Genomic DNA, 16,532 nt, shown 5'->3' with positions numbered 1-16,532 from the left:
GGTATCACCTTCCTCTCTACTCCCCAATTAGTCTATATTGATCAGTATCGTTGCTGGGCCTGTTCTGTCGTGTCGTACATGTCCGATGATAAGTGAGTATTCATCGTGTGGAGCGATCTTGTGAACTTCTACTCCTGTGCGCTTCTCCAACTCTTCTGACAGCCATTTGGTTGTTGGAGCTACCTTCTCTTGTACAGGAACCACTTCTCCCCATTCATTCGATGTAACCTTCACTCCTGCGAGACTATGTGTGTGCTTCAATGCACCCGCATATGGATTTCCAATCCCTTTCAACACACCTTTAATCGCACTTTCTTCCTCCGGCGTTTTTAACCTACTACGTATCTCATTTGCTTCACGTATGATCTCATCATGCTCTGTGCTACTTGTAGCTGCGCATGCTCTCTTGTTAAGCTCGTGTAGTCGGTTGATTAGTCGGCATCGCTCACTCTCTCCACCACCACTAACCGCTAACCCGTTATACTCCGCGATCTCCTGTGGTGTACCTTCTACTGTTCCGTCTTTATGGAGTTTCATATGTGTTATCCCTCCTCTTAATGACCCACCCCTATACGGCCCCCGCTGTCGCTGGGTGATTCGGTCGGACTCGATGGCCTACGGCAAAAACCAAATGCCAACCATGCCGCCTATAAAGCCTCCTACTGCTCCACCCAACACGGATACAACAAAGTAAATGATCGCTTTGTGCAGGATCGACTCTTGCGGTTTGAAGAATATCTCCACTGCATCTCACCATCTTTCCGTGCAGTTGCACGACATGATAAAAACAAAAAGAGCAACGGCGCTTGACCGTCACTCTCTATCCGTAATGTTGCACTCAATCGTGCGGGGAGCTAGTCCCGTGCGTTACGGTCGCATTCAGTTTTGGCATGCAAGGAAGGAACGTTGTAAACGACGACTGCGCATACAGCTATCGGCGCTTATCATCCGTTCCCTATGATGATATATTATCATGCGCTGGGGTGCAAAAAGGGTGCAGAAAGGTGCATATCTTCGATCTCGGGAATCTCCACGAACCGGAAGCATATGTTCAACTTCTCCATAGCTCTGCGGTGTGTTCTCTTGATCGTGTCCTTGCTGTAATTCTTCCGATTGGCTATCTGACCAAGTGTAAGATCGTCCATCCATTTCAGTTTGATTACGCTCCGCTCTTCATCGGTCAGCGTATCCAATGCACCTTCCACCATCTTCACCGCTCGTGTGTACGCATGGTAGTCCAAGCTGTCCTTAAAACCAACTCCATATCCTCCTGGCGCTTTCGGTCCGTATCCATCGCCACCTCGTGGCATATCCGAATATCTGGTTGCTTGCAGGTAATGCCTTGACTCGACTGTTTCGTCGTAGTTCTTCACTGCATATTTGTACTGCGGATAGTTTTTCAGCAGTTTGGTCACGTTACGCTGATCCATGTTCTCCCTCCTCATACCTTTGTTTGAACTCGTAATCCATATATTTACACCAGCCTGTTAAATCCGATCGTACAAGCCAATCTCCACGGTATAAATTAATGTATCCGTGTACACCTCGTATCGCCACCTGAATTGCGTCTTGCCCGGCCCGGATGTACTTCCGATGCTCCACCATCTCACTGCCTGTAAACTCCTTTACTGCGGCAACAGTAGCCGGAGAGTAATCCTTGATCTGGATCGCTCTCACGGTTTCTGCTTTGCGGTGGTAGATCATGCTGGTTCGTATGTCTTTTCAAATATGTCAGGCTTGCACGGATAGAATTCACCATTTACGCCTTTGATGATGTAATCTCCTGGAGAAGCCCACATCGTACCTTCCAAAGTAATTATCCCGACTTTACCTCCAAGCGGCTGAGTCATGTTTTCACCAACAAAGTCATACACGTTTCCAACGTTATCAAACAGTATCGCCTCAACCTCAACCGACTTCTTCCGATATTTCGCCATTACGCCACCTCAGTTTGTGGCGGTTCTAACAGGGCTACGCGTTTCTTGAGTTCTTCAAATTCTGCTCGCGTAACTTCTCCCGTTTGCGTCTCAGTAGCACTTCCTGCCAGCTGTTCTTCAGCCAACTCGTGTCCGTTTTCGGCTTCGTCTGCTTCTGGAAACTGCCATGTGGGAGGCGTCAGTTCGCTGCTCTCTTCCACACTTTCAGGTTGTGCCAAATCCGCATCAACACGTTCGGGTTCTTGGGCGATTCGAAATTGCGGCGCCTCTTCGGCGCTCACCTCCCGGTAACTCTTGATTGTCAAGAATGGGATTTTGATCTCTTCATCCGTTTCAGCCAGTTTTGCAATGTAAAACGAACGTTTGTGATCTCCCCATTGCACGTCATAAATAGCAGGTTTAGCCGCCTCTCTCGCTTCTTCTGCCTTACGTCTTTCTTCTTCCTCGCGTTCCTTCTGCGCTCTCCAAGCCGCCATCACGTCCCCAGTGTCAATTACCTTAACTGCATTTGCAGCACCCACCGCCAATTGCTGGCGCAGATCATCCACATGACCATTCAAGCGTGTAATCTCTGCTTTAGCTTCCTCCAGTTGTGCATTCGCGGCATCACGTTTGCTTGCTGTGTCCTCCAACTCCATACGAATGTCCCGAATCTCCGTCACCAGTTTTGCATTCGCTTCTCCAGCTTCGTCAGCCGCTGATTGTGCCGCATCCTTGGACGCCGTTTCTGATGCCAGGCGTTCGCGCAGGTCTTTAACCTCAGTCATCCAGCGCTCGTCACGTTGCAGCAATGCATTTTGCACAGCGATCCGCACGACCTGATACGCTGCTTCTGCGGACTCCGTTGACTCATTCTTAAACATTTCTCGCATTGTTACGCCTTCCAAGTCGAGGTTATCCATGATGTAGGCTACTTCTTGTTGTGCCTCTTCCACGTTTTGTTGCTCCAAGAAGTCAATCTCCGCCTGTAGATCAGCCAACTTACCTGCATCTGCCATAGCACCGCGTTGCTTTTCGACATTCAACTCATACCGTAATTCGCTAATACGATCTTGCTTTTCCACCTACATACACCCCGTTTTCCGATAGTAATAGTTATATATCTTATTATAGCATATTTAGTGGTTATAAAGTACATTTTTCTACGCTTTACACAATATTTTGTGGTTTATCTGCAACATGTCACATTTGACAAATCGAATCATGCAATATCTCGCTTTCCGACTTTCCAACCATCCATTTTAAACCACCCTGTAGGCTCGTAGAGACGTTTTTGAGTTGATCCTACCAATCTACCGTCAAACTCTATCAAACGTCCTCTACACGCCCCAGAATCGTCCAGAAGCACCCATCCGTCTCCCACGTGTACGTACCGTCCAATCATTTCACTGTCCACCTTCCATCAGTTTTGGTCACCAATCGCAAAATGATATCTGGGTTTCTCACATCGAACAGCGTCTTTCTCAGCGAAAAGTCCCGTGCTGCGAATCCTTTTACATCCTCCACGATGACTTCCCCATTCTCCTTGTACATGAAATCAGCTGTGTATTTTATGCCTCTTTTCTTCTTGCCCATCTTGGTGAAAGGTTCCACCAGTTGGAATTCCGGCTGCAGGGTCAACTCACTTATCTCTCCGGCTCGCTCAAGCAACATCAACATCCGATATCTCTCAGCCTCCATTTTGCTGTCAAAGGTGATCCCGTCTGTCGTTGTCTTCTTGGCGCCGTACTTGTTGCCCCTCAAGCTGCACCACCTCCCTTCCGTTTCACCAGCTCATGATTGACGCGCGTCTTTGGTATACCCACCTCTTTGGCAATGTCTGACCGTAGCCAGCCGTACTCAGCCAGTTCGACGATCCGGTTTGACTGTTCCGTGGTAAGTGGCACCTCCAAGCTTTGTATAATCAAGTCCGGCCCCGGTTCCACCTTTGTCTTCACGTACATCTTGTATTGCTCTCCCTTCTGCCGGCCCTTACGTGTGGATTTGCGCTCCTTGATCTGTCCTCCGGCTGCCCAGTGCTTTTTTCTCATGTCGTCGTCCTTCTTTCGTCTGTAGTGGCTTTCCCGTTCTTCTGCGATCTCGTCGATCAATTTGAGCACTTTATCTGCAATGTATTGCCTGCGTACCGATGCAGGTATCCCAAACATCGCGGCTTCGGAATCAACTCGCGATGCGATCCGGTCGGCATCCTCCAGTTTCTCGCGCAGCAGGTACTCCCATGGTGCGTAGATGTCGTGCATCTCTTTGTGATTCATCCCCAATCCTCCCTTCCATGCCGAAAGCCTCTCGGCCCCGGCGCAGGAATTCATCGTAGTCTTGGTCTATCAGGTCGTAATCGTCTATTGGTTTCATGGTTATCGCTCCTATGCTGATTGATTGTGTTGTTCTGGCCTGCGGTCCCGGCCGATCATTTCTATCTCACGTTCACCAATTCGTCCCTTGATACGGCTTACCAACTTGGCCCCATTGATTGGCAGCCGCGATGGGATTCTCTCTAACTCATAATTGCTGGTCATGATAGTTACTTTCCCTTCGCGCTCCCTGCCGTTTAAGATGCTAAACAGCTTATCTTCTGCCCAATCCTTGTACTGTGCGGTGAATATGTCGTCTATCATGAGTATGGGTACCTGTCGGAAACGTTTGAGCACTTCTGACTCACTTTCATCGGCTTTTTTACCATATGTCTCTTTAATTGCACCAAACAGGTCATCCTCAGTCACATAGATTCCTGGTATCTTCCGGTGAGCCAGCGCATTAGCAATGCAAACCATCAGATACGTTTTCCCTGTTCCAAATGCTGATACATTCTTCTCCCGTGCTCGGAGATCGTCACCAAAGATGTACATCCAGCTGCCCTTTTCCATGTGTTCCTTGATGTTTCGCACAAAGTCTGTAGCTAATTTGAGTTGTGTTTTATTCTCCTCATCAATCACAGCCACACTAAACGTGTATCCCTTCTCTTTTTCCGCCAGTCCATCAGTTGGGTTGTAGTTCTGAAACTGCCGCTCATAAAAGCAGTCACATAATTTTACCGTTGTAACCTCCCGTTTCATGGGTGTGCCATCAGGCTTCTTGTATTCGTCGTCTTCTACCCAGCGAAGATCAGTTATCGTTCCTGTGTATTTGCATTTGGGACATCCCTCATTCGAAGTTTCGGAGCTGCTGTTCAAAGTCGTCGGGAACAATGACCTTCCGACTTCCTGGAGTTCCGATGTATTCTGTTGACTTCTGAGACGCTCGATCCGGGCTAAAATTCCGTTCATTGATCCTCGACCTTCCACTTTGACCGCCTCCTTGTATTACTTTTAGCTTACGTTCCTCCTCTTGAACCCGATCAACAACCCAGTTCAAAATGGCTCGGTAATCACTTGCGTACTTTTTCTTGTTTGCACCCTTGTAGTTATCCAATATCTCTATCATTCTGTTGACTCTATCTTCTCCATGATGTTCTACCAGCTTGTCGTATTCCGATTGAGTCATAGAAACGAATTCAGCAAATTGGATTTTGGGTACACTCTTTTTATCTTTTTCATTCTTAACATTGTTATCATTCTTTACATTCTTGTTTATATTGTTGGGTTGTCGTTGCTTTCGCGCAGGCTTCGTCTCCTTTTCGTCGTTGCTTTCGTCGTTGCTTTCGTCAGATTCCGAATCCTGATAAACCGCGTAGTTAACGACTTCAATCAACATTCCATGCGTTGCTTTCGTCGTCGTGATCATCGTTGCTTTCGCGTTGCTTTCGTGACCCCTTTCATTGGGTTTTCGTAGCCAGTCAATTACTTGATAGACTTGATCCTTTGTGGGCCTGACTGTACGAGCCCCCACGCGCCATTTGCAGCCCTCAATTATGTCCGGTATGGATAGGCTCATCTGCCCTCGCTGCAACCCTTTGTATTGAGAATGCTGCGCAGATATGAGCAGAAACATCCATACCTTGATGTAAAGGGGTGGCTTGTCCCAAATAGCGCTCTCGATGATTTTTCTGTGTAGCCGTATCCAACCGTCCATAATTGCACCACCTAAGCTCCTTTTTTACTTCCCATGCTGTCCCGTATATCGTTTATCTTCATCTTTGCCCACCGTACCCGTTCTTCGTGCCAATCGACTGCTCCCCGGTCGTCATACTTCTCTGCATGATGCAGATCGGACACAGCCCGAGCCAATTCGTCGTCCCAAAACATCAACTGTGAGTGTAGATGTACGTTGTTAGCTGCCATCATTTGTATCCTCCTTGGGTATAGACTCTCTACCCTCTCCTTTTGCCCATTCAGCAAATCCCACAAGTGTCATCGTAAGCCAATAGTCTTTACCTTCCGGCTGGTAATACAGGTCTGCATCGTCTTTGTGTCGATTACCGATCAGTACAACCTTGCGAAACTTCACCCTGCCATTGTGATAGGTGCGTCCTTCTTGGATGTCTCGTGGTTTCATGCTTCATCCCTACCCAGGTAGGTTGATAAGCAGCAATTTCTTCGTTGCACCAAACTCAATTTCTTCTTCGTCCAGTTCTCCAAGCGTTTTCATTGTATTAAATAGACTAGAGATTACCCTTCGCATATTACGTTCAAGCGTTCTTCCGATGACCTCAGCCTCTGCATCCTTATCATTTTGAGCCTCTTTGATGTCCTTTTTTATTTCAGCTAACTCATCACAGTATTTATTCATCAGTAATCTGAGTTCTAATTCTGTTTTGTTCATTCTGTATCCGCTCCTTCCCCACCCAATTTTTGCTTTGCGAACCACAGAATTTGTCGCAATTCCTTTATCGTGATTGGTAGCATATAGCTGCCCTCTCCAACTTTGAAAACTATCATCATTTCGCCCTTCTCATTGGGAGTAATATCGTATTCGTAGGAATCGATCAGTTTTAAATCAGAGTAGTCAATCATGCTTATCCGCTCCTTCCTTGGGAGCCAACACTTGACGAGCGTGTAAATTTCCGATCACCCTAACGCCTTCTGCCCAGCAGTATGATCTATCAAATTCAATCACTTCAGATGCCCAAAGGTACCCGTCTGCCAAGGAATCTGCTACAAACATGAATCCGCTGCCCTCATACTTCACTTCACAAATGTGCGTTTCGCCTTCATATTCCAATTCGACGATATCACTTTCAAATACCTCGACTTGGTCGCCTGATTCATCATGGAAGCCTGCGTATTGCAACCACTTCACGTTTCCATTGAAGGGCAAAGAATCCATTTCGATCAAATCTTTGATAGTGAATGCTTTGCCCATCTGGCAGTGTTCCGTCAGCCATGCTGCAAATTTAATCTCACGCATCTTGTATATCCTCCTATTTGGGGAGACCAGACCTTATCCGGCCTCCACTTCGTTAAGTTTATTCAGTCGATTGGTCGCCTTCGGCCAATGATTTAAGTCTCGCCATTTCCTGCTTATACTGCTGTTTAACAAACTGATCATGACGCAAGTTCTTGACATTAGGATGCCTGTTTGGGATGTACTCCCGGCCAACGTGGTCAATGGATGAGGGTGGTGAACTCCACCACGATTCCGTCCATACTCCTTTTCCATCCGTGAATAAGGACATGTATCCACCGTAACGCGGCTCAGCTTTCCACATTTGAAATTTAAGGCGTGACATCGTCTATCCCTCCTATGTTATAAGTCCAACCAACTAGCAGAGTTCACTTGTTATAGCCAATATGTCCGCTTCTGGCTTATTAAAATCTTCTAACGTTTCAGTTACAGTCCGTACCAGTCCGCCATCATCAGATTGAGTTCTTGCGTGAACCACAAGAGCATAATCACGCTCAACTTCTTTGATTTCATCGTCCGTTTCTTCATCGTAATCTGCTACGATCTCGTTATACTTTTCAATGGCTTGCTCTTCCGTCTCCGCTTTAATCAGTGCCCAGTAAGGACCGTTGAATTCGAAATATTTCATGGTATCTATCTCCTTTGAATTTGTTGTTATAAGTCCAGTACAGCCAATAAAGCTGCCTTACAGCGTTGTGCTGGAGTTGTGTGGATGAAATCAAACATTCCAACATACTCGCCTGTACCGACCACAACCTGTTTTAATGATTCGCAATATTTAGCCTGTAACCTCAATTCCGCGATTCTCTCTTCTACTGCCCATGCATCAAACATATCTTCTGAATATTTCGAGTACAGTTCACGCCGCACAATTTTAAGACCTCTTTCTGGACCATGTTCTTTATCGAATTCAAGCCATTCATCCGCTTCAGATTGATAGTTAAAATCTTGATGGATCACAGTCTCTTCCTTGTTAACGGCGTACCATTTAATTTCTGGAATTTCTTCAACCACGTACTTTCCAACAAGAGCATCTAATTCGCGGCTCGGCATCATTCCGAGAATGATTTCTTTGGTTACTGCTGTCTATATATCCTCCCTAACAAAATCGTATTTTTGCATTTCAAGTACATGCCAGACATATCCGTCTATCTGGATCGTTCCTTTGAAATCAGGGAAGTACTCTCGCCCATCTATGGGCCATCCGGTTCCAACCACCATGAAGCGCAGATGATCCATTTTGTCCGGGTTTGTTGTATCCTCGATCTTCATCACCCACTTGACCATCTGACCGTCCTGTACGCCGCAGGAGACGATTTTACTGCCGTGCGGGACTGTTATGTGCTGAATCTGTTCGGATGGATGTATGACGTATTTATGAATGACTGGCATGTTATATCCTCCTTAGTAGGGAGAGGACCAAACCTCATCCCTTGATGTTTTGCTTTATATCCTCCCTAACCTTATCTGCTGGTTCGTAGACCAATTTCCCTCCGTCTTGAAATGTGAATGTCAGCCCTACCGCTTTGTTGTCATCTGCCTTAACCCTCTCGTAAGCTGTTTGCATATGTTGGTACACTGCTCCCACAATCTCTTTTGTTCTGTCCGTACTTTTATCTGAAATGGACGGGAACTTTCCGCTTTGATTCACTTTTGCTATCACAAGTTGGTTGCCTAATGCAGTACACACAACATTGTAGTTTTCCCATTTGATCGTCATAGACTATATCCTCCTTAGTGGTGAGAGTCCCAAAGGCCTTCACCTTAAATGTCTGTACGGCGAATCGAAAACATTCCAATTACATCAGATATGAATTCTGGTGTGTTACCTTCAACAGGAAGCGTCGTTGTGCAAAACAGTTCTTTACCGTTCGGATGGCTCTGAGCTGACGTCAGATAGAAGCTCGATACCATCGGTATTCCTTCATCTTTGCAAATCTGGATTATTTCCTTCATGAGAGGCGAGATACGTTCGTCATACACCGATTCCTTGTCGTATTGTTCAAGCATCTTGGTTCCCCTCTCCTTCCTGACCCAAAGCTTCACGCGCTATCTGACCCGGGTTAATCCGCCGTGTTGTCCACACTTCCAATCCATGATTATCGTGAGTACATGCCCATTCACCCATTTGAATTGCGTTCAATGCGTATCTTGCCTCTCCAAGTTCCTTGCCTTGCCTGTTCGCCAGATTTTGCAGCCTATTCATTGCCATTGCCTGTTGCCCGATTAAGGTTGTTGCTTTATCAAGTTCATTGAGGAGCCGCAACGCTTCCCCGTGGAGATCAATCACGTTCTGATCCGAATACTCTCCAGCGTCTACCCATAACCCAAAATCTTCGTTCGGCATGCCCAACATAAACTTGATTTCTTCCTGCTTACTCATGACTGTTCTTCCTCCTTATTTTTATATAGCTGGAGATTCTTATCTGGATCAGGAACTCTTTTTGACCAGCTTCCACAATTGACATCCGCCCAACTCCGATCTTTTGACATTCGCTTTATCTTGCCAACTCCACCAGCCGAAAACATTACCAGATCACCTTTTTGTATCACGACTGTTCTTCCTCCCCAAAACTCGTTTTGAAAATCATGCTTTCTTTGTACATGATGTGCCATTCTCCGGTATCATCGATCAATGTGTATCTGTCTTCGAATTCTTTGATAATGGGATACAACTCGCCTGCGGTGAAACATCTACATGGGGCGATACATTTTAGGTAACGCATGGTATATCCCTCCCTTAATCCATTTGGCGATACGCAAGCACTTCGTAACCTCTTCGTTCCATCTCAGCTACAAACACCGTCACAGCCTTTGTATTTACGTCTCCCTGCCCCTTGCTGACCGTCAGCATATATCCGTCACCGATCCAACGCCGCTTTGCTCTGCAATACAGTCCAGCGTTTCTGATAGCTTCCAGTACCTTAGCTTCATGTGCTCGTGGCAGGGTTAGAAACACTTTGTCCAAGTTCGCTGTGCCTCCGTCTTCCATTTCGCCTGTAACAAGCCATACTTCACGTTGTGCGGCTTTCAGATCTTCGGTGAGCTTTGCGTAATCCATATTATCCCTCCTTGGTAAGAGGCCGTATGGCCTCAAATTTATTACCAAACAACATCCTCTAAGGACGTCGTATAGACATCGCCTCTTTTTATTAAGTGCTTTGCATTGCATATCCCACATACATGACCGTTGTAATTATCTGGGTCACCTTCATAGTGAACGAATGCCGGAGGGTGAGAACAGCGCATATGAAGGTCAATCATCCTGAAAGACCTATCCTCTTCCTTGTACTTGCAACGTGGGCAGTAATGCCACTCAACAGTCCCAAAGCCGTCATCGTCGTTATAATAGCGTCGGTCTTTCCAGTAACATTCACCCTTGGAAATCTTTTTGTTACAGATAGCGCACGGAAGCTTTATCTTGCGTTTAGCAATCAAAAGTATCATGTGTTATCTCTCCTTTGGTGGGCCTAAACCCCCGAATTATCGAAAATTTACTGCTCCGCCGTCTGACGCCATCTCAAATGCTTCTTTCCATGTCCCGTACATCTTGAACCAATACTCTCCGGTTTCGATCTTCTCAGCGTATTCTTTGGCTTCATCTTCGAATTTGGCAAAGTCAGCAGCGAGTTTTTTAGATACAACCGATCCGATAACCCCTTCACAGTCCGAAAACTCAATCAATTCTCGGAATGCGTCTCCTTCTGCAAATTCAGAAAGCTTCTGCCGCCACCAGTTGTACCCGCTGTAGCTTCCAGCGCGGAAATCTTCGCTTTTTTCAAAGGTGTACACCGTATCGGAATCAACACCTTCGGAACGCCCAGGCCAATACTCCTCTTGCCACTGCATGTCGCCTGTACGCCATTCCGTATTCCAATCAAGCACATCCCCATCTTCGTCCAATTGAGGTTTCTCCACCTTCGCCAATCGCTTGTATGTTGTGATATCTAATCCCATGTTCATTCGCTCCTTTGGTATGTGGTGGGAAGGGAGGGTATTCCCTTCCTCTGTTATCCGGGGATATGCTCTATCCCCTCCCTATCCCCTAACCGGTTGCTTCATGAATGCCTGAAACCCGTCTATGACCTTCTGGCATTGCTCAATGTTGAACATTCCGATATGCGTATCGTTCGGCTCCGTGCCCATGTACTCGCCCAGTAACCGATATATGGTCTTGCGGTTGTATCCCATACGTCTCCAGTACGGATCTATGACCGCATGAGCCTTGGAACGCAACGCTCTTAACTCTTTATTGGCTAGCGTTCCAAGCGGCGTCATTGATCCCTTGTGAGTCCCTACGTATGCGTCACATGGTCGGCAATAGTAAATGTTTGATCCGTAGTCTCTGCCGTACCACTCTTTGGATGACCTACAACCAGCAAGGTTCCCACAGTAGGTGCAATATACATCCATCTTCTATTCCTCCCTGTGGGTTATACGTTGTATTGGTGACTTCTCTGGCATACCTAACTTCATGCAGCGTACATGATCCTGTAATATGGGCATCCATGTTTTCTTGCTCTTGTGTACCAACTCGTGCATTTCCGTGCTGAGTAAGATACAGTTGTCTACCTCGTACTTTCCGCCCTGTGATCCGTACACAATGCGGTGAAGGTGTAGGCCGGGGCCCGGCACGCCGCTTATGGCGCACCAGTTGCCTCCCTCACGCTCGATTACCGCCTGCCGCACCTTTTCCTTGGTCATATACTCTGGATCGTCCAGAGCGTGGTTACGGCGTTTCTTTGGCGCTTTCTCCTTGCGGTTGTGGTTGGTGAACAGGTTCATGCGCCACGGCATGATGATCTTTTCCTTCTTGCGTGCCAGTGCCATGTGTATCTTCCTCCTTCGTAAATGGGCCTATGCTTGGCGGTTTCAGCGGACTGCCGTCGTCGTAGAATAGGGTGTCTTGGTATCTCATTAGAATGGTAGGTCGTCATCTGAAGAAGGATAGTTACTGTAACCAGTGTCAGATTTGGTCTGTTCAATCTGATCTTCCGTTTTCTCTTGGATTCGTCCCTCTAGGAACCGCACGTTGTCCGCGATTACCTCAGTCACGTATACTCGCTTGCCCTCGTTGTTCTCGTAGTTCCGCACCTGAATGCGACCCTCTACAGCGCACAAGCGTCCTTTGCGCAAATAGTTGGCGCAAGCTTCAGCAGTTTGTCGCCACGTAACCACAGGGATGAAATCTGTTTCTTTGTCACCAAATGGTCGATCCACCGCAAGATTAAATGAAGCTGTTGCTGTTCCGTTTGGTGTATATCTCAACTCGGGATCACGGGTGAGTCTTCCGATTAGAATTGAACGATTGAGCATGTTAAGCAGTCTCCTTTGCGTCCTTCATGGACTTTAAATTTTCGATAAATTCTTGCGCCATTTTCTCTGTTAGCTGAACTAATGACTTTTTATATAGCTTGGATGTCTGTTTATTGAGGTCTGGCTCTTTATATCCAAGGCCAGTCCATAGTTCTTTAATTTCAGTAATTTGTTTTTGGTTAATCATTTCGACCAAATCATGCTTGGCTTGGAATGCGTCTGGATCATCTTTATCTGTAGCGATGTTGAAGAATTTCAGCATGAAATATTTCTCTCCATAAGTGAGCGCCTTTCCTACGCCCTTTTCCCCGGCTATGTCAACACCCTGTGCATACCATGAACATTCGATCTTATCCTCTGGATTGTCAGCATCAACCCACGTCATGGTCATAGTTAATTCCGTGAAGTACGTTGTCGTTTTCTTTGGATTGTTGTACTTGTCAGTGCTATCTACTGTTTCTGCAAGGATATTAGTATCAACGATCCGTGGTATGAGCAGTAGATTGAGCTCGTCCAGTTTCTTGCGTACAGCAGCCAGGACTTGTGAACTGCCAGTATATTTATATTGATGCCCTTCACTTTCTTTCTGGAGATACGGAACTTCCTTCCGGACTTCAATTAGCTTCTGGTAGATGTTCAAGTACCTCAGCCTCCAATTCATAGTCCACGCGAACGCGGCGTATTACGAATCTATGTGGTGCATCTGGACAGTGACGAGTGGTTAACCAATGCTCCAGATCGTCTTGTCTGCTGAATCTCATTGCATGCATGTAGTCCTCAGTGGGCTGAGCAACACGATCCAAGTAATGTCCGTCCTTATGCTGTGGGATGTATCTGTATTGTGTAGGCATTCCATTCTTCCTTTCGTTGTGGTATAGTGGGTGTAATTCAATTTGCAAATCGTCTTTCTTGGGCTGCCGATGCTACGGCGGCCTTTTCTCGTCTAATCGCTATGGCGCAGTTCATTTGATACACTCGTCTCAGTGTCTCCGTCAGCGTCCCTCTCTGGCTTGCGATTTTCTCCAGCTGTTCGAAGTGTCTGCGATCTGTTGGCGGAACCTTCATCCTTTCTCACCTCCACTACTTTTATAGGAGCCTCCCACCCGTAGTGCCGCAGGATATCGTCCACACTCTTGAATGTCTGTTGTTTCACGCTGTCTTTCGTTCCTCCTCGATGGCTTGTACCAGTTCATGATGCAAACGTTCTTGTTCTTCTCGATCAGCAACCTCAGCTTCGTATTCGCTCATTGGCTTGGCGTAAACAGGTGTATGTCCTCGATCCCGCATGCTACGGAATAAGTGGTCATAATCGAATGCGCTCCAGCAAAATATGCGGCCAGATTCGGTCACCACTCGGTATTCCGTCAATGGCGTTTCACTACTTCTCAGACCCTTAGCTGGCATCGTCATACCCTCCGCCTCCAATCTTCCGTACATTCACGGCGTATTTGTTGTCTACTGCCTCCAGCATGCATGTCAGGCAATGCCCTTGCTTGCTGTTTCCGCTGTATACTTCGTATTCTGCTGGCTTATTGCATCCGCATGTTGTAGCAGGGTTAACGATGGGGATCAGGTTGTTACTGTTCTTGCGGATCAGTTTCAGGTTAGGCATTGTATGGGTCACTCCTTTTCGTATCAAATGAATTTGTGTACAATATATAGGGTTTGTAATGTCGTACATATCAAAATGTTGTGCTTGTCCATCACAGGAGGGTTAAACCGCCTCCCCTTTAGCTACCAAGCTTTCAACAATCGACCATGCCGCAAGTGCAACTTCACGATCCACTTGTTCGCGTTCTTCATCAGTCTTACATATGTTCTCTGTGTTGATCTTCACCCGAGCATTACCGACTTTGTACTCTGCTTCGATCATCGAATCACCTCGAATGATCTTATGCGCTAAGTTGGATTGGACAACTTTCATGAGGTAAAGCCTCCTTTAGGCTCCGGGATTCTCTCGATCCATGTACGGGATGATTCCGCGTTTGCTAAGTACCTTATGGATGAAAAGTCGTCCTTCTTGTGTCCAGCGTGTGTTAAGCGTCACGTCCGGATCTCCGTTGCTACGGGTAATGTCAATTGTTTCTGATCTTGTATATCCCTTGTTCATATGGTTTGCGTACAAGAGCCATTGTCTGTTCTGTTTGTACTGAACTTTTTCTTCATGAAGGATTTTGTTCAATGCTGGCCCTGTCAGGTCGTAGTCCTTAGCGATTTGTGTGATCGTCATTGTTCCTTTTGATTTCAGGATTCGGTCAACATAAGTGACTTTTGGCTCATACTCCGAAACTTTCTGTTCAAGAAGTACGTTTTGCGTGTGTAGTTTCTCGTTCATATCGACTTGCTCTACTAAAGCCACCAATGCTTCTTTGTAATTCAGTGGTAGAGCAGGCAATGCAAGCTTGCGTTCCATTTCAGCGAATCGTGATACATATGTGGCGGTGAAGAGTACGCCTTTTTGCCCGGTCATTTTGTTGGCTACCATGTCGCAACCGAGTTTTGTGATGTCGTAACGTTTGAGTGTTCTTCCAATCGAGTCTTTGTATGTTGTTTCAATGAAGAAATCATTCGGCCCAAAGTTGGACTCAATGAGAACACTCATGTAACCATCAATGTCTCTGAGTAAATGCTTGTGTTGCTTACCAATCATTGTTGCAATGTCGCGACTATCTGCCAGTAACTTTCCCTGGTTGTTAACAATGTTTAATTGGCTCATTTTCATTCGCTCCTTGTTAAGCTAATTTTTTATTACACGTTTCGTGTAAGTTTTTCTCAAAAAAAAGTTCCTCTTCTTCTAGATCGGAAACATCAACACCGAATAACTTGGCAATAATAACTGCTTGATCGTAACCGAGTTTGTTTCGCCCTGCTTCAATGTTTCCGTATCCGCTGGGGTAACGATAACCTAGTGCTTTAGAAAGGAATGTTTGGCTGATGCCACGTTCCATTCGAAGTTGTCGAAGTTTTTTTCTCATTTTCTCACCTCGTTTACTCATATTGTGTAACTCATGTCTTTATAATACATACACATTCCGTGTAAGTCAACACTTTTCGTGTAAATAATTATTTTTATTGTGTAAGAGTGGTAAGATTAAATATTAGGAGGTGTGCAAATGTCTACTTTAGGAGAGCGTCTGCGAAGAGAGCGAGAGAAATTCGGATGGTCTCAAGTATACGTTTCAAAACAATTAGGATTAAAAAGGAGCAGTACATATGCAAACTGGGAGTACGACCTGAGAGAACCAGATTTGGATATGATAAATAAATTAGCTACCTTATTTGAGATTTCACCGTCTGAGTTAACTGGTTTTGAGGAAACAGAATCGAACACGATTCGCGAAACGAGGGAACAATACTTAACAGAAGAAACAAGAAAACTTGCGGAGGACATTAACAACTTACCGGATCATAAAAGAAAGATACTGCTTGATATGTTGGATGCATTAAAAGAAGAAAACAAAAAATGAAGCAACCAGCCTCACTCTTTTAATAGAGAGATCAGCTGGTTCAAACGATTTTCAATGCGTTCCAAATTAAGAGTCTGGGCAACGGATTTTAATCTAGTTATTTGATCGATATCACAACTCTGTAGTATTTCAAAAATTTCTTCCGTGTCCATCTGATCATCTCCCGTGTCATAGTTGCCATTTGGTAATACTCATTTTAAGGGAACGTTTGTTCTGTTACAAGATAAAAAAATATATAGCGAGGCCAGATCATGGTGTACAAACCTGGTCGTTGCCTGCTGACAGTAAGATTACGCGAGATTAAACGTACACAACAATGGTTAAGTGACGTAACTGGCATTCCTAAGTCTTCAATATCAGAATACGCCACCAACAGAAGAACCATGTCATTAGCAACCGCTATGACCATTGCCGCGGCGATTGGTTGCTATATTGATGATCTGTACGAGCGCATCGAAGTCAGCAGCATTGAGTGACGTTTCTGTCACTCCGACCGGGGTGAGAGTTCGCTATATAGCGAACTTGGGTACAA

The 16,532-nt window shown here is 45.9% G+C and carries 41 protein-coding genes; 2 read left to right on the top strand and 39 right to left on the bottom strand.

Annotated elements, in window-relative coordinates:
• Positions 1 to 27 precede the first annotated feature (27 nt).
• The 38 genes from ABIE27_RS01895 to ABIE27_RS01710 form a co-directional block, all read right to left on the bottom strand.
• Positions 28 to 537, bottom strand: a complete 510-nt coding sequence (locus ABIE27_RS01895; protein WP_429349814.1) for a BC1881 family protein — start codon at positions 535 to 537, stop codon at positions 28 to 30.
• A 78-nt stretch (positions 538 to 615) separates the two neighbouring features.
• Positions 616 to 744 (bottom strand): hypothetical protein, encoded by a 129-nt coding sequence (locus ABIE27_RS01890; RefSeq protein WP_429349813.1) that lies wholly within the window; start codon positions 742 to 744, stop codon positions 616 to 618.
• A 227-nt stretch (positions 745 to 971) separates the two neighbouring features.
• Positions 972 to 1,430 carry a sigma factor-like helix-turn-helix DNA-binding protein gene (locus tag ABIE27_RS01885; RefSeq protein ID WP_429349812.1) on the bottom strand — a complete coding sequence of 153 codons (459 nt, stop codon included), beginning with the start codon at positions 1,428 to 1,430 and terminating at the stop codon, positions 972 to 974.
• Positions 1,417 to 1,704: a hypothetical protein gene (locus tag ABIE27_RS01880; RefSeq protein ID WP_429349811.1), complete on the bottom strand. Its 288-nt coding sequence runs from the start codon at positions 1,702 to 1,704 to the stop codon at positions 1,417 to 1,419. Before ABIE27_RS01880 ends, ABIE27_RS01885 begins: the two co-directional genes overlap by 14 nt.
• Positions 1,701 to 1,937, bottom strand: a complete 237-nt coding sequence (locus tag ABIE27_RS01875; protein ID WP_429349810.1) for a hypothetical protein — start codon at positions 1,935 to 1,937, stop codon at positions 1,701 to 1,703. The genes ABIE27_RS01880 and ABIE27_RS01875 overlap by 4 nt, the downstream gene beginning before the upstream one ends.
• The gene (locus ABIE27_RS01870) at positions 1,937 to 3,001 is read right to left on the bottom strand and encodes a hypothetical protein (RefSeq protein ID WP_429349809.1); all 1,065 of its coding nucleotides are present in this window, start codon (positions 2,999 to 3,001) and stop codon (positions 1,937 to 1,939) included. Before ABIE27_RS01870 ends, ABIE27_RS01875 begins: the two co-directional genes overlap by 1 nt.
• Before the next feature lie 137 nt (positions 3,002 to 3,138).
• Entirely contained in the window at positions 3,139 to 3,321 is a 183-nt protein-coding gene (locus ABIE27_RS01865) for a hypothetical protein (RefSeq protein WP_429349808.1), read from the bottom strand.
• Entirely contained in the window at positions 3,318 to 3,680 is a 363-nt protein-coding gene (locus tag ABIE27_RS01860; protein ID WP_429349807.1) for a DUF1064 domain-containing protein, read from the bottom strand. The genes ABIE27_RS01865 and ABIE27_RS01860 overlap by 4 nt, the downstream gene beginning before the upstream one ends.
• Positions 3,677 to 4,192 carry a hypothetical protein gene (locus ABIE27_RS01855; RefSeq protein WP_429349806.1) on the bottom strand — a complete coding sequence of 172 codons (516 nt, stop codon included), beginning with the start codon at positions 4,190 to 4,192 and terminating at the stop codon, positions 3,677 to 3,679. The genes ABIE27_RS01860 and ABIE27_RS01855 overlap by 4 nt, the downstream gene beginning before the upstream one ends.
• 108 nt (positions 4,193 to 4,300) lie before the next feature.
• Entirely contained in the window at positions 4,301 to 4,990 is a 690-nt protein-coding gene (locus ABIE27_RS01850; RefSeq protein ID WP_429349805.1) for a DnaA ATPase domain-containing protein, read from the bottom strand.
• Between the two features lie 88 nt (positions 4,991 to 5,078).
• Positions 5,079 to 5,945 (bottom strand): hypothetical protein, encoded by an 867-nt coding sequence (locus ABIE27_RS01845; RefSeq protein WP_429349804.1) that lies wholly within the window; start codon positions 5,943 to 5,945, stop codon positions 5,079 to 5,081.
• Between the two features lie 11 nt (positions 5,946 to 5,956).
• The gene (locus ABIE27_RS01840) at positions 5,957 to 6,154 is read right to left on the bottom strand and encodes a hypothetical protein (protein WP_429349803.1); all 198 of its coding nucleotides are present in this window, start codon (positions 6,152 to 6,154) and stop codon (positions 5,957 to 5,959) included.
• Complete coding sequence (locus tag ABIE27_RS01835) at positions 6,144 to 6,368, bottom strand: hypothetical protein (RefSeq protein ID WP_429349802.1); 225 nt, start codon at positions 6,366 to 6,368, stop codon at positions 6,144 to 6,146. Before ABIE27_RS01835 ends, ABIE27_RS01840 begins: the two co-directional genes overlap by 11 nt.
• Before the next feature lie 9 nt (positions 6,369 to 6,377).
• On the bottom strand, positions 6,378 to 6,635 hold the full coding sequence (locus tag ABIE27_RS01830; RefSeq protein WP_429349801.1) for a hypothetical protein: 258 nt from the start codon (positions 6,633 to 6,635) through the stop codon (positions 6,378 to 6,380).
• Positions 6,632 to 6,826, bottom strand: a complete 195-nt coding sequence (locus ABIE27_RS01825) for a hypothetical protein (RefSeq protein WP_429349800.1) — start codon at positions 6,824 to 6,826, stop codon at positions 6,632 to 6,634. The genes ABIE27_RS01830 and ABIE27_RS01825 overlap by 4 nt, the downstream gene beginning before the upstream one ends.
• Positions 6,819 to 7,220 (bottom strand): YopX family protein, encoded by a 402-nt coding sequence (locus tag ABIE27_RS01820; protein WP_429349799.1) that lies wholly within the window; start codon positions 7,218 to 7,220, stop codon positions 6,819 to 6,821. Before ABIE27_RS01820 ends, ABIE27_RS01825 begins: the two co-directional genes overlap by 8 nt.
• Before the next feature lie 58 nt (positions 7,221 to 7,278).
• A complete protein-coding gene (locus ABIE27_RS01815; protein WP_429349798.1) occupies positions 7,279 to 7,542 on the bottom strand; it encodes a hypothetical protein in 264 nt (87 codons plus the stop codon).
• Between the two features lie 33 nt (positions 7,543 to 7,575).
• Entirely contained in the window at positions 7,576 to 7,845 is a 270-nt protein-coding gene (locus ABIE27_RS01810) for a hypothetical protein (RefSeq protein ID WP_429349797.1), read from the bottom strand.
• Between the two features lie 26 nt (positions 7,846 to 7,871).
• Positions 7,872 to 8,273: a BC1872 family protein gene (locus ABIE27_RS01805; protein WP_429349796.1), complete on the bottom strand. Its 402-nt coding sequence runs from the start codon at positions 8,271 to 8,273 to the stop codon at positions 7,872 to 7,874.
• A 30-nt stretch (positions 8,274 to 8,303) separates the two neighbouring features.
• Entirely contained in the window at positions 8,304 to 8,609 is a 306-nt protein-coding gene (locus tag ABIE27_RS01800; protein WP_429349795.1) for a DUF7352 domain-containing protein, read from the bottom strand.
• Positions 8,610 to 8,643: 34 nt separating this feature from the next.
• The gene (locus ABIE27_RS01795; RefSeq protein ID WP_429349794.1) at positions 8,644 to 8,937 is read right to left on the bottom strand and encodes a DUF7446 family protein; all 294 of its coding nucleotides are present in this window, start codon (positions 8,935 to 8,937) and stop codon (positions 8,644 to 8,646) included.
• Between the two features lie 44 nt (positions 8,938 to 8,981).
• The gene (locus ABIE27_RS01790; protein WP_429349793.1) at positions 8,982 to 9,227 is read right to left on the bottom strand and encodes a hypothetical protein; all 246 of its coding nucleotides are present in this window, start codon (positions 9,225 to 9,227) and stop codon (positions 8,982 to 8,984) included.
• Positions 9,220 to 9,600: a hypothetical protein gene (locus tag ABIE27_RS01785; RefSeq protein WP_429349792.1), complete on the bottom strand. Its 381-nt coding sequence runs from the start codon at positions 9,598 to 9,600 to the stop codon at positions 9,220 to 9,222. Before ABIE27_RS01785 ends, ABIE27_RS01790 begins: the two co-directional genes overlap by 8 nt.
• Positions 9,597 to 9,770, bottom strand: coding sequence for a hypothetical protein (locus ABIE27_RS01780; protein ID WP_429349791.1), 174 nt, complete (start codon positions 9,768 to 9,770; stop codon positions 9,597 to 9,599). The genes ABIE27_RS01785 and ABIE27_RS01780 overlap by 4 nt, the downstream gene beginning before the upstream one ends.
• On the bottom strand, positions 9,767 to 9,943 hold the full coding sequence (locus tag ABIE27_RS01775; protein ID WP_429349790.1) for a hypothetical protein: 177 nt from the start codon (positions 9,941 to 9,943) through the stop codon (positions 9,767 to 9,769). The genes ABIE27_RS01780 and ABIE27_RS01775 overlap by 4 nt, the downstream gene beginning before the upstream one ends.
• Before the next feature lie 14 nt (positions 9,944 to 9,957).
• Positions 9,958 to 10,278, bottom strand: a complete 321-nt coding sequence (locus ABIE27_RS01770; RefSeq protein ID WP_429349789.1) for a hypothetical protein — start codon at positions 10,276 to 10,278, stop codon at positions 9,958 to 9,960.
• Positions 10,279 to 10,700: 422 nt separating this feature from the next.
• A complete protein-coding gene (locus ABIE27_RS01765; RefSeq protein WP_429349788.1) occupies positions 10,701 to 11,174 on the bottom strand; it encodes a hypothetical protein in 474 nt (157 codons plus the stop codon).
• Between the two features lie 81 nt (positions 11,175 to 11,255).
• The gene (locus ABIE27_RS01760; RefSeq protein WP_429349787.1) at positions 11,256 to 11,630 is read right to left on the bottom strand and encodes a zinc-finger-containing protein; all 375 of its coding nucleotides are present in this window, start codon (positions 11,628 to 11,630) and stop codon (positions 11,256 to 11,258) included.
• A gap of 3 nt (positions 11,631 to 11,633) precedes the next feature.
• The gene (locus tag ABIE27_RS01755) at positions 11,634 to 12,047 is read right to left on the bottom strand and encodes a hypothetical protein (protein ID WP_429349786.1); all 414 of its coding nucleotides are present in this window, start codon (positions 12,045 to 12,047) and stop codon (positions 11,634 to 11,636) included.
• 87 nt (positions 12,048 to 12,134) lie between these two features.
• Positions 12,135 to 12,533 (bottom strand): single-stranded DNA-binding protein, encoded by a 399-nt coding sequence (locus tag ABIE27_RS01750; RefSeq protein ID WP_429349785.1) that lies wholly within the window; start codon positions 12,531 to 12,533, stop codon positions 12,135 to 12,137.
• A 1-nt stretch (position 12,534) separates the two neighbouring features.
• Positions 12,535 to 13,173: an ERF family protein gene (locus tag ABIE27_RS01745; protein WP_429349784.1), complete on the bottom strand. Its 639-nt coding sequence runs from the start codon at positions 13,171 to 13,173 to the stop codon at positions 12,535 to 12,537.
• A complete protein-coding gene (locus tag ABIE27_RS01740; protein WP_221789821.1) occupies positions 13,148 to 13,384 on the bottom strand; it encodes a hypothetical protein in 237 nt (78 codons plus the stop codon). Before ABIE27_RS01740 ends, ABIE27_RS01745 begins: the two co-directional genes overlap by 26 nt.
• A gap of 37 nt (positions 13,385 to 13,421) precedes the next feature.
• Positions 13,422 to 13,598, bottom strand: coding sequence for a hypothetical protein (locus tag ABIE27_RS01735; RefSeq protein WP_429349783.1), 177 nt, complete (start codon positions 13,596 to 13,598; stop codon positions 13,422 to 13,424).
• Positions 13,599 to 13,682: 84 nt separating this feature from the next.
• On the bottom strand, positions 13,683 to 13,943 hold the full coding sequence (locus ABIE27_RS01730) for a hypothetical protein (protein ID WP_429349782.1): 261 nt from the start codon (positions 13,941 to 13,943) through the stop codon (positions 13,683 to 13,685).
• The gene (locus ABIE27_RS01725) at positions 13,927 to 14,145 is read right to left on the bottom strand and encodes a hypothetical protein (protein WP_429349781.1); all 219 of its coding nucleotides are present in this window, start codon (positions 14,143 to 14,145) and stop codon (positions 13,927 to 13,929) included. Before ABIE27_RS01725 ends, ABIE27_RS01730 begins: the two co-directional genes overlap by 17 nt.
• A 102-nt stretch (positions 14,146 to 14,247) precedes the next feature.
• Positions 14,248 to 14,457 (bottom strand): hypothetical protein, encoded by a 210-nt coding sequence (locus tag ABIE27_RS01720; protein WP_429349780.1) that lies wholly within the window; start codon positions 14,455 to 14,457, stop codon positions 14,248 to 14,250.
• Between the two features lie 15 nt (positions 14,458 to 14,472).
• Positions 14,473 to 15,249, bottom strand: a complete 777-nt coding sequence (locus ABIE27_RS01715) for a Rha family transcriptional regulator (protein WP_429349779.1) — start codon at positions 15,247 to 15,249, stop codon at positions 14,473 to 14,475.
• 16 nt (positions 15,250 to 15,265) lie between these two features.
• Positions 15,266 to 15,529 (bottom strand): helix-turn-helix domain-containing protein, encoded by a 264-nt coding sequence (locus ABIE27_RS01710; RefSeq protein WP_429349778.1) that lies wholly within the window; start codon positions 15,527 to 15,529, stop codon positions 15,266 to 15,268.
• A gap of 117 nt (positions 15,530 to 15,646) precedes the next feature.
• On the opposite strand from ABIE27_RS01710, the gene ABIE27_RS01705 reads away from it, so the two are divergent.
• Positions 15,647 to 16,000 carry a helix-turn-helix domain-containing protein gene (locus tag ABIE27_RS01705; RefSeq protein WP_429349777.1) on the top strand — a complete coding sequence of 118 codons (354 nt, stop codon included), beginning with the start codon at positions 15,647 to 15,649 and terminating at the stop codon, positions 15,998 to 16,000.
• Between the two features lie 11 nt (positions 16,001 to 16,011).
• Here the strand turns inward: ABIE27_RS01705 and ABIE27_RS01700 are convergent, their stop codons facing one another.
• Positions 16,012 to 16,152 (bottom strand): hypothetical protein, encoded by a 141-nt coding sequence (locus ABIE27_RS01700; protein WP_429349776.1) that lies wholly within the window; start codon positions 16,150 to 16,152, stop codon positions 16,012 to 16,014.
• 99 nt (positions 16,153 to 16,251) lie between these two features.
• On the opposite strand from ABIE27_RS01700, the gene ABIE27_RS01695 reads away from it, so the two are divergent.
• Positions 16,252 to 16,476, top strand: a complete 225-nt coding sequence (locus tag ABIE27_RS01695) for a helix-turn-helix domain-containing protein (RefSeq protein WP_221789828.1) — start codon at positions 16,252 to 16,254, stop codon at positions 16,474 to 16,476.
• Positions 16,477 to 16,532: the final 56 nt, after the last annotated feature.

The organism is Paenibacillus sp. 4624, from assembly GCF_050435065.1.
Taxonomy (GTDB): domain Bacteria; phylum Bacillota; class Bacilli; order Paenibacillales; family Paenibacillaceae; genus Paenibacillus; species Paenibacillus amylolyticus_D.
Note: the sequence above shows the minus strand (reverse complement) of the source record. Positions and strands in the feature narration are given on the sequence as shown.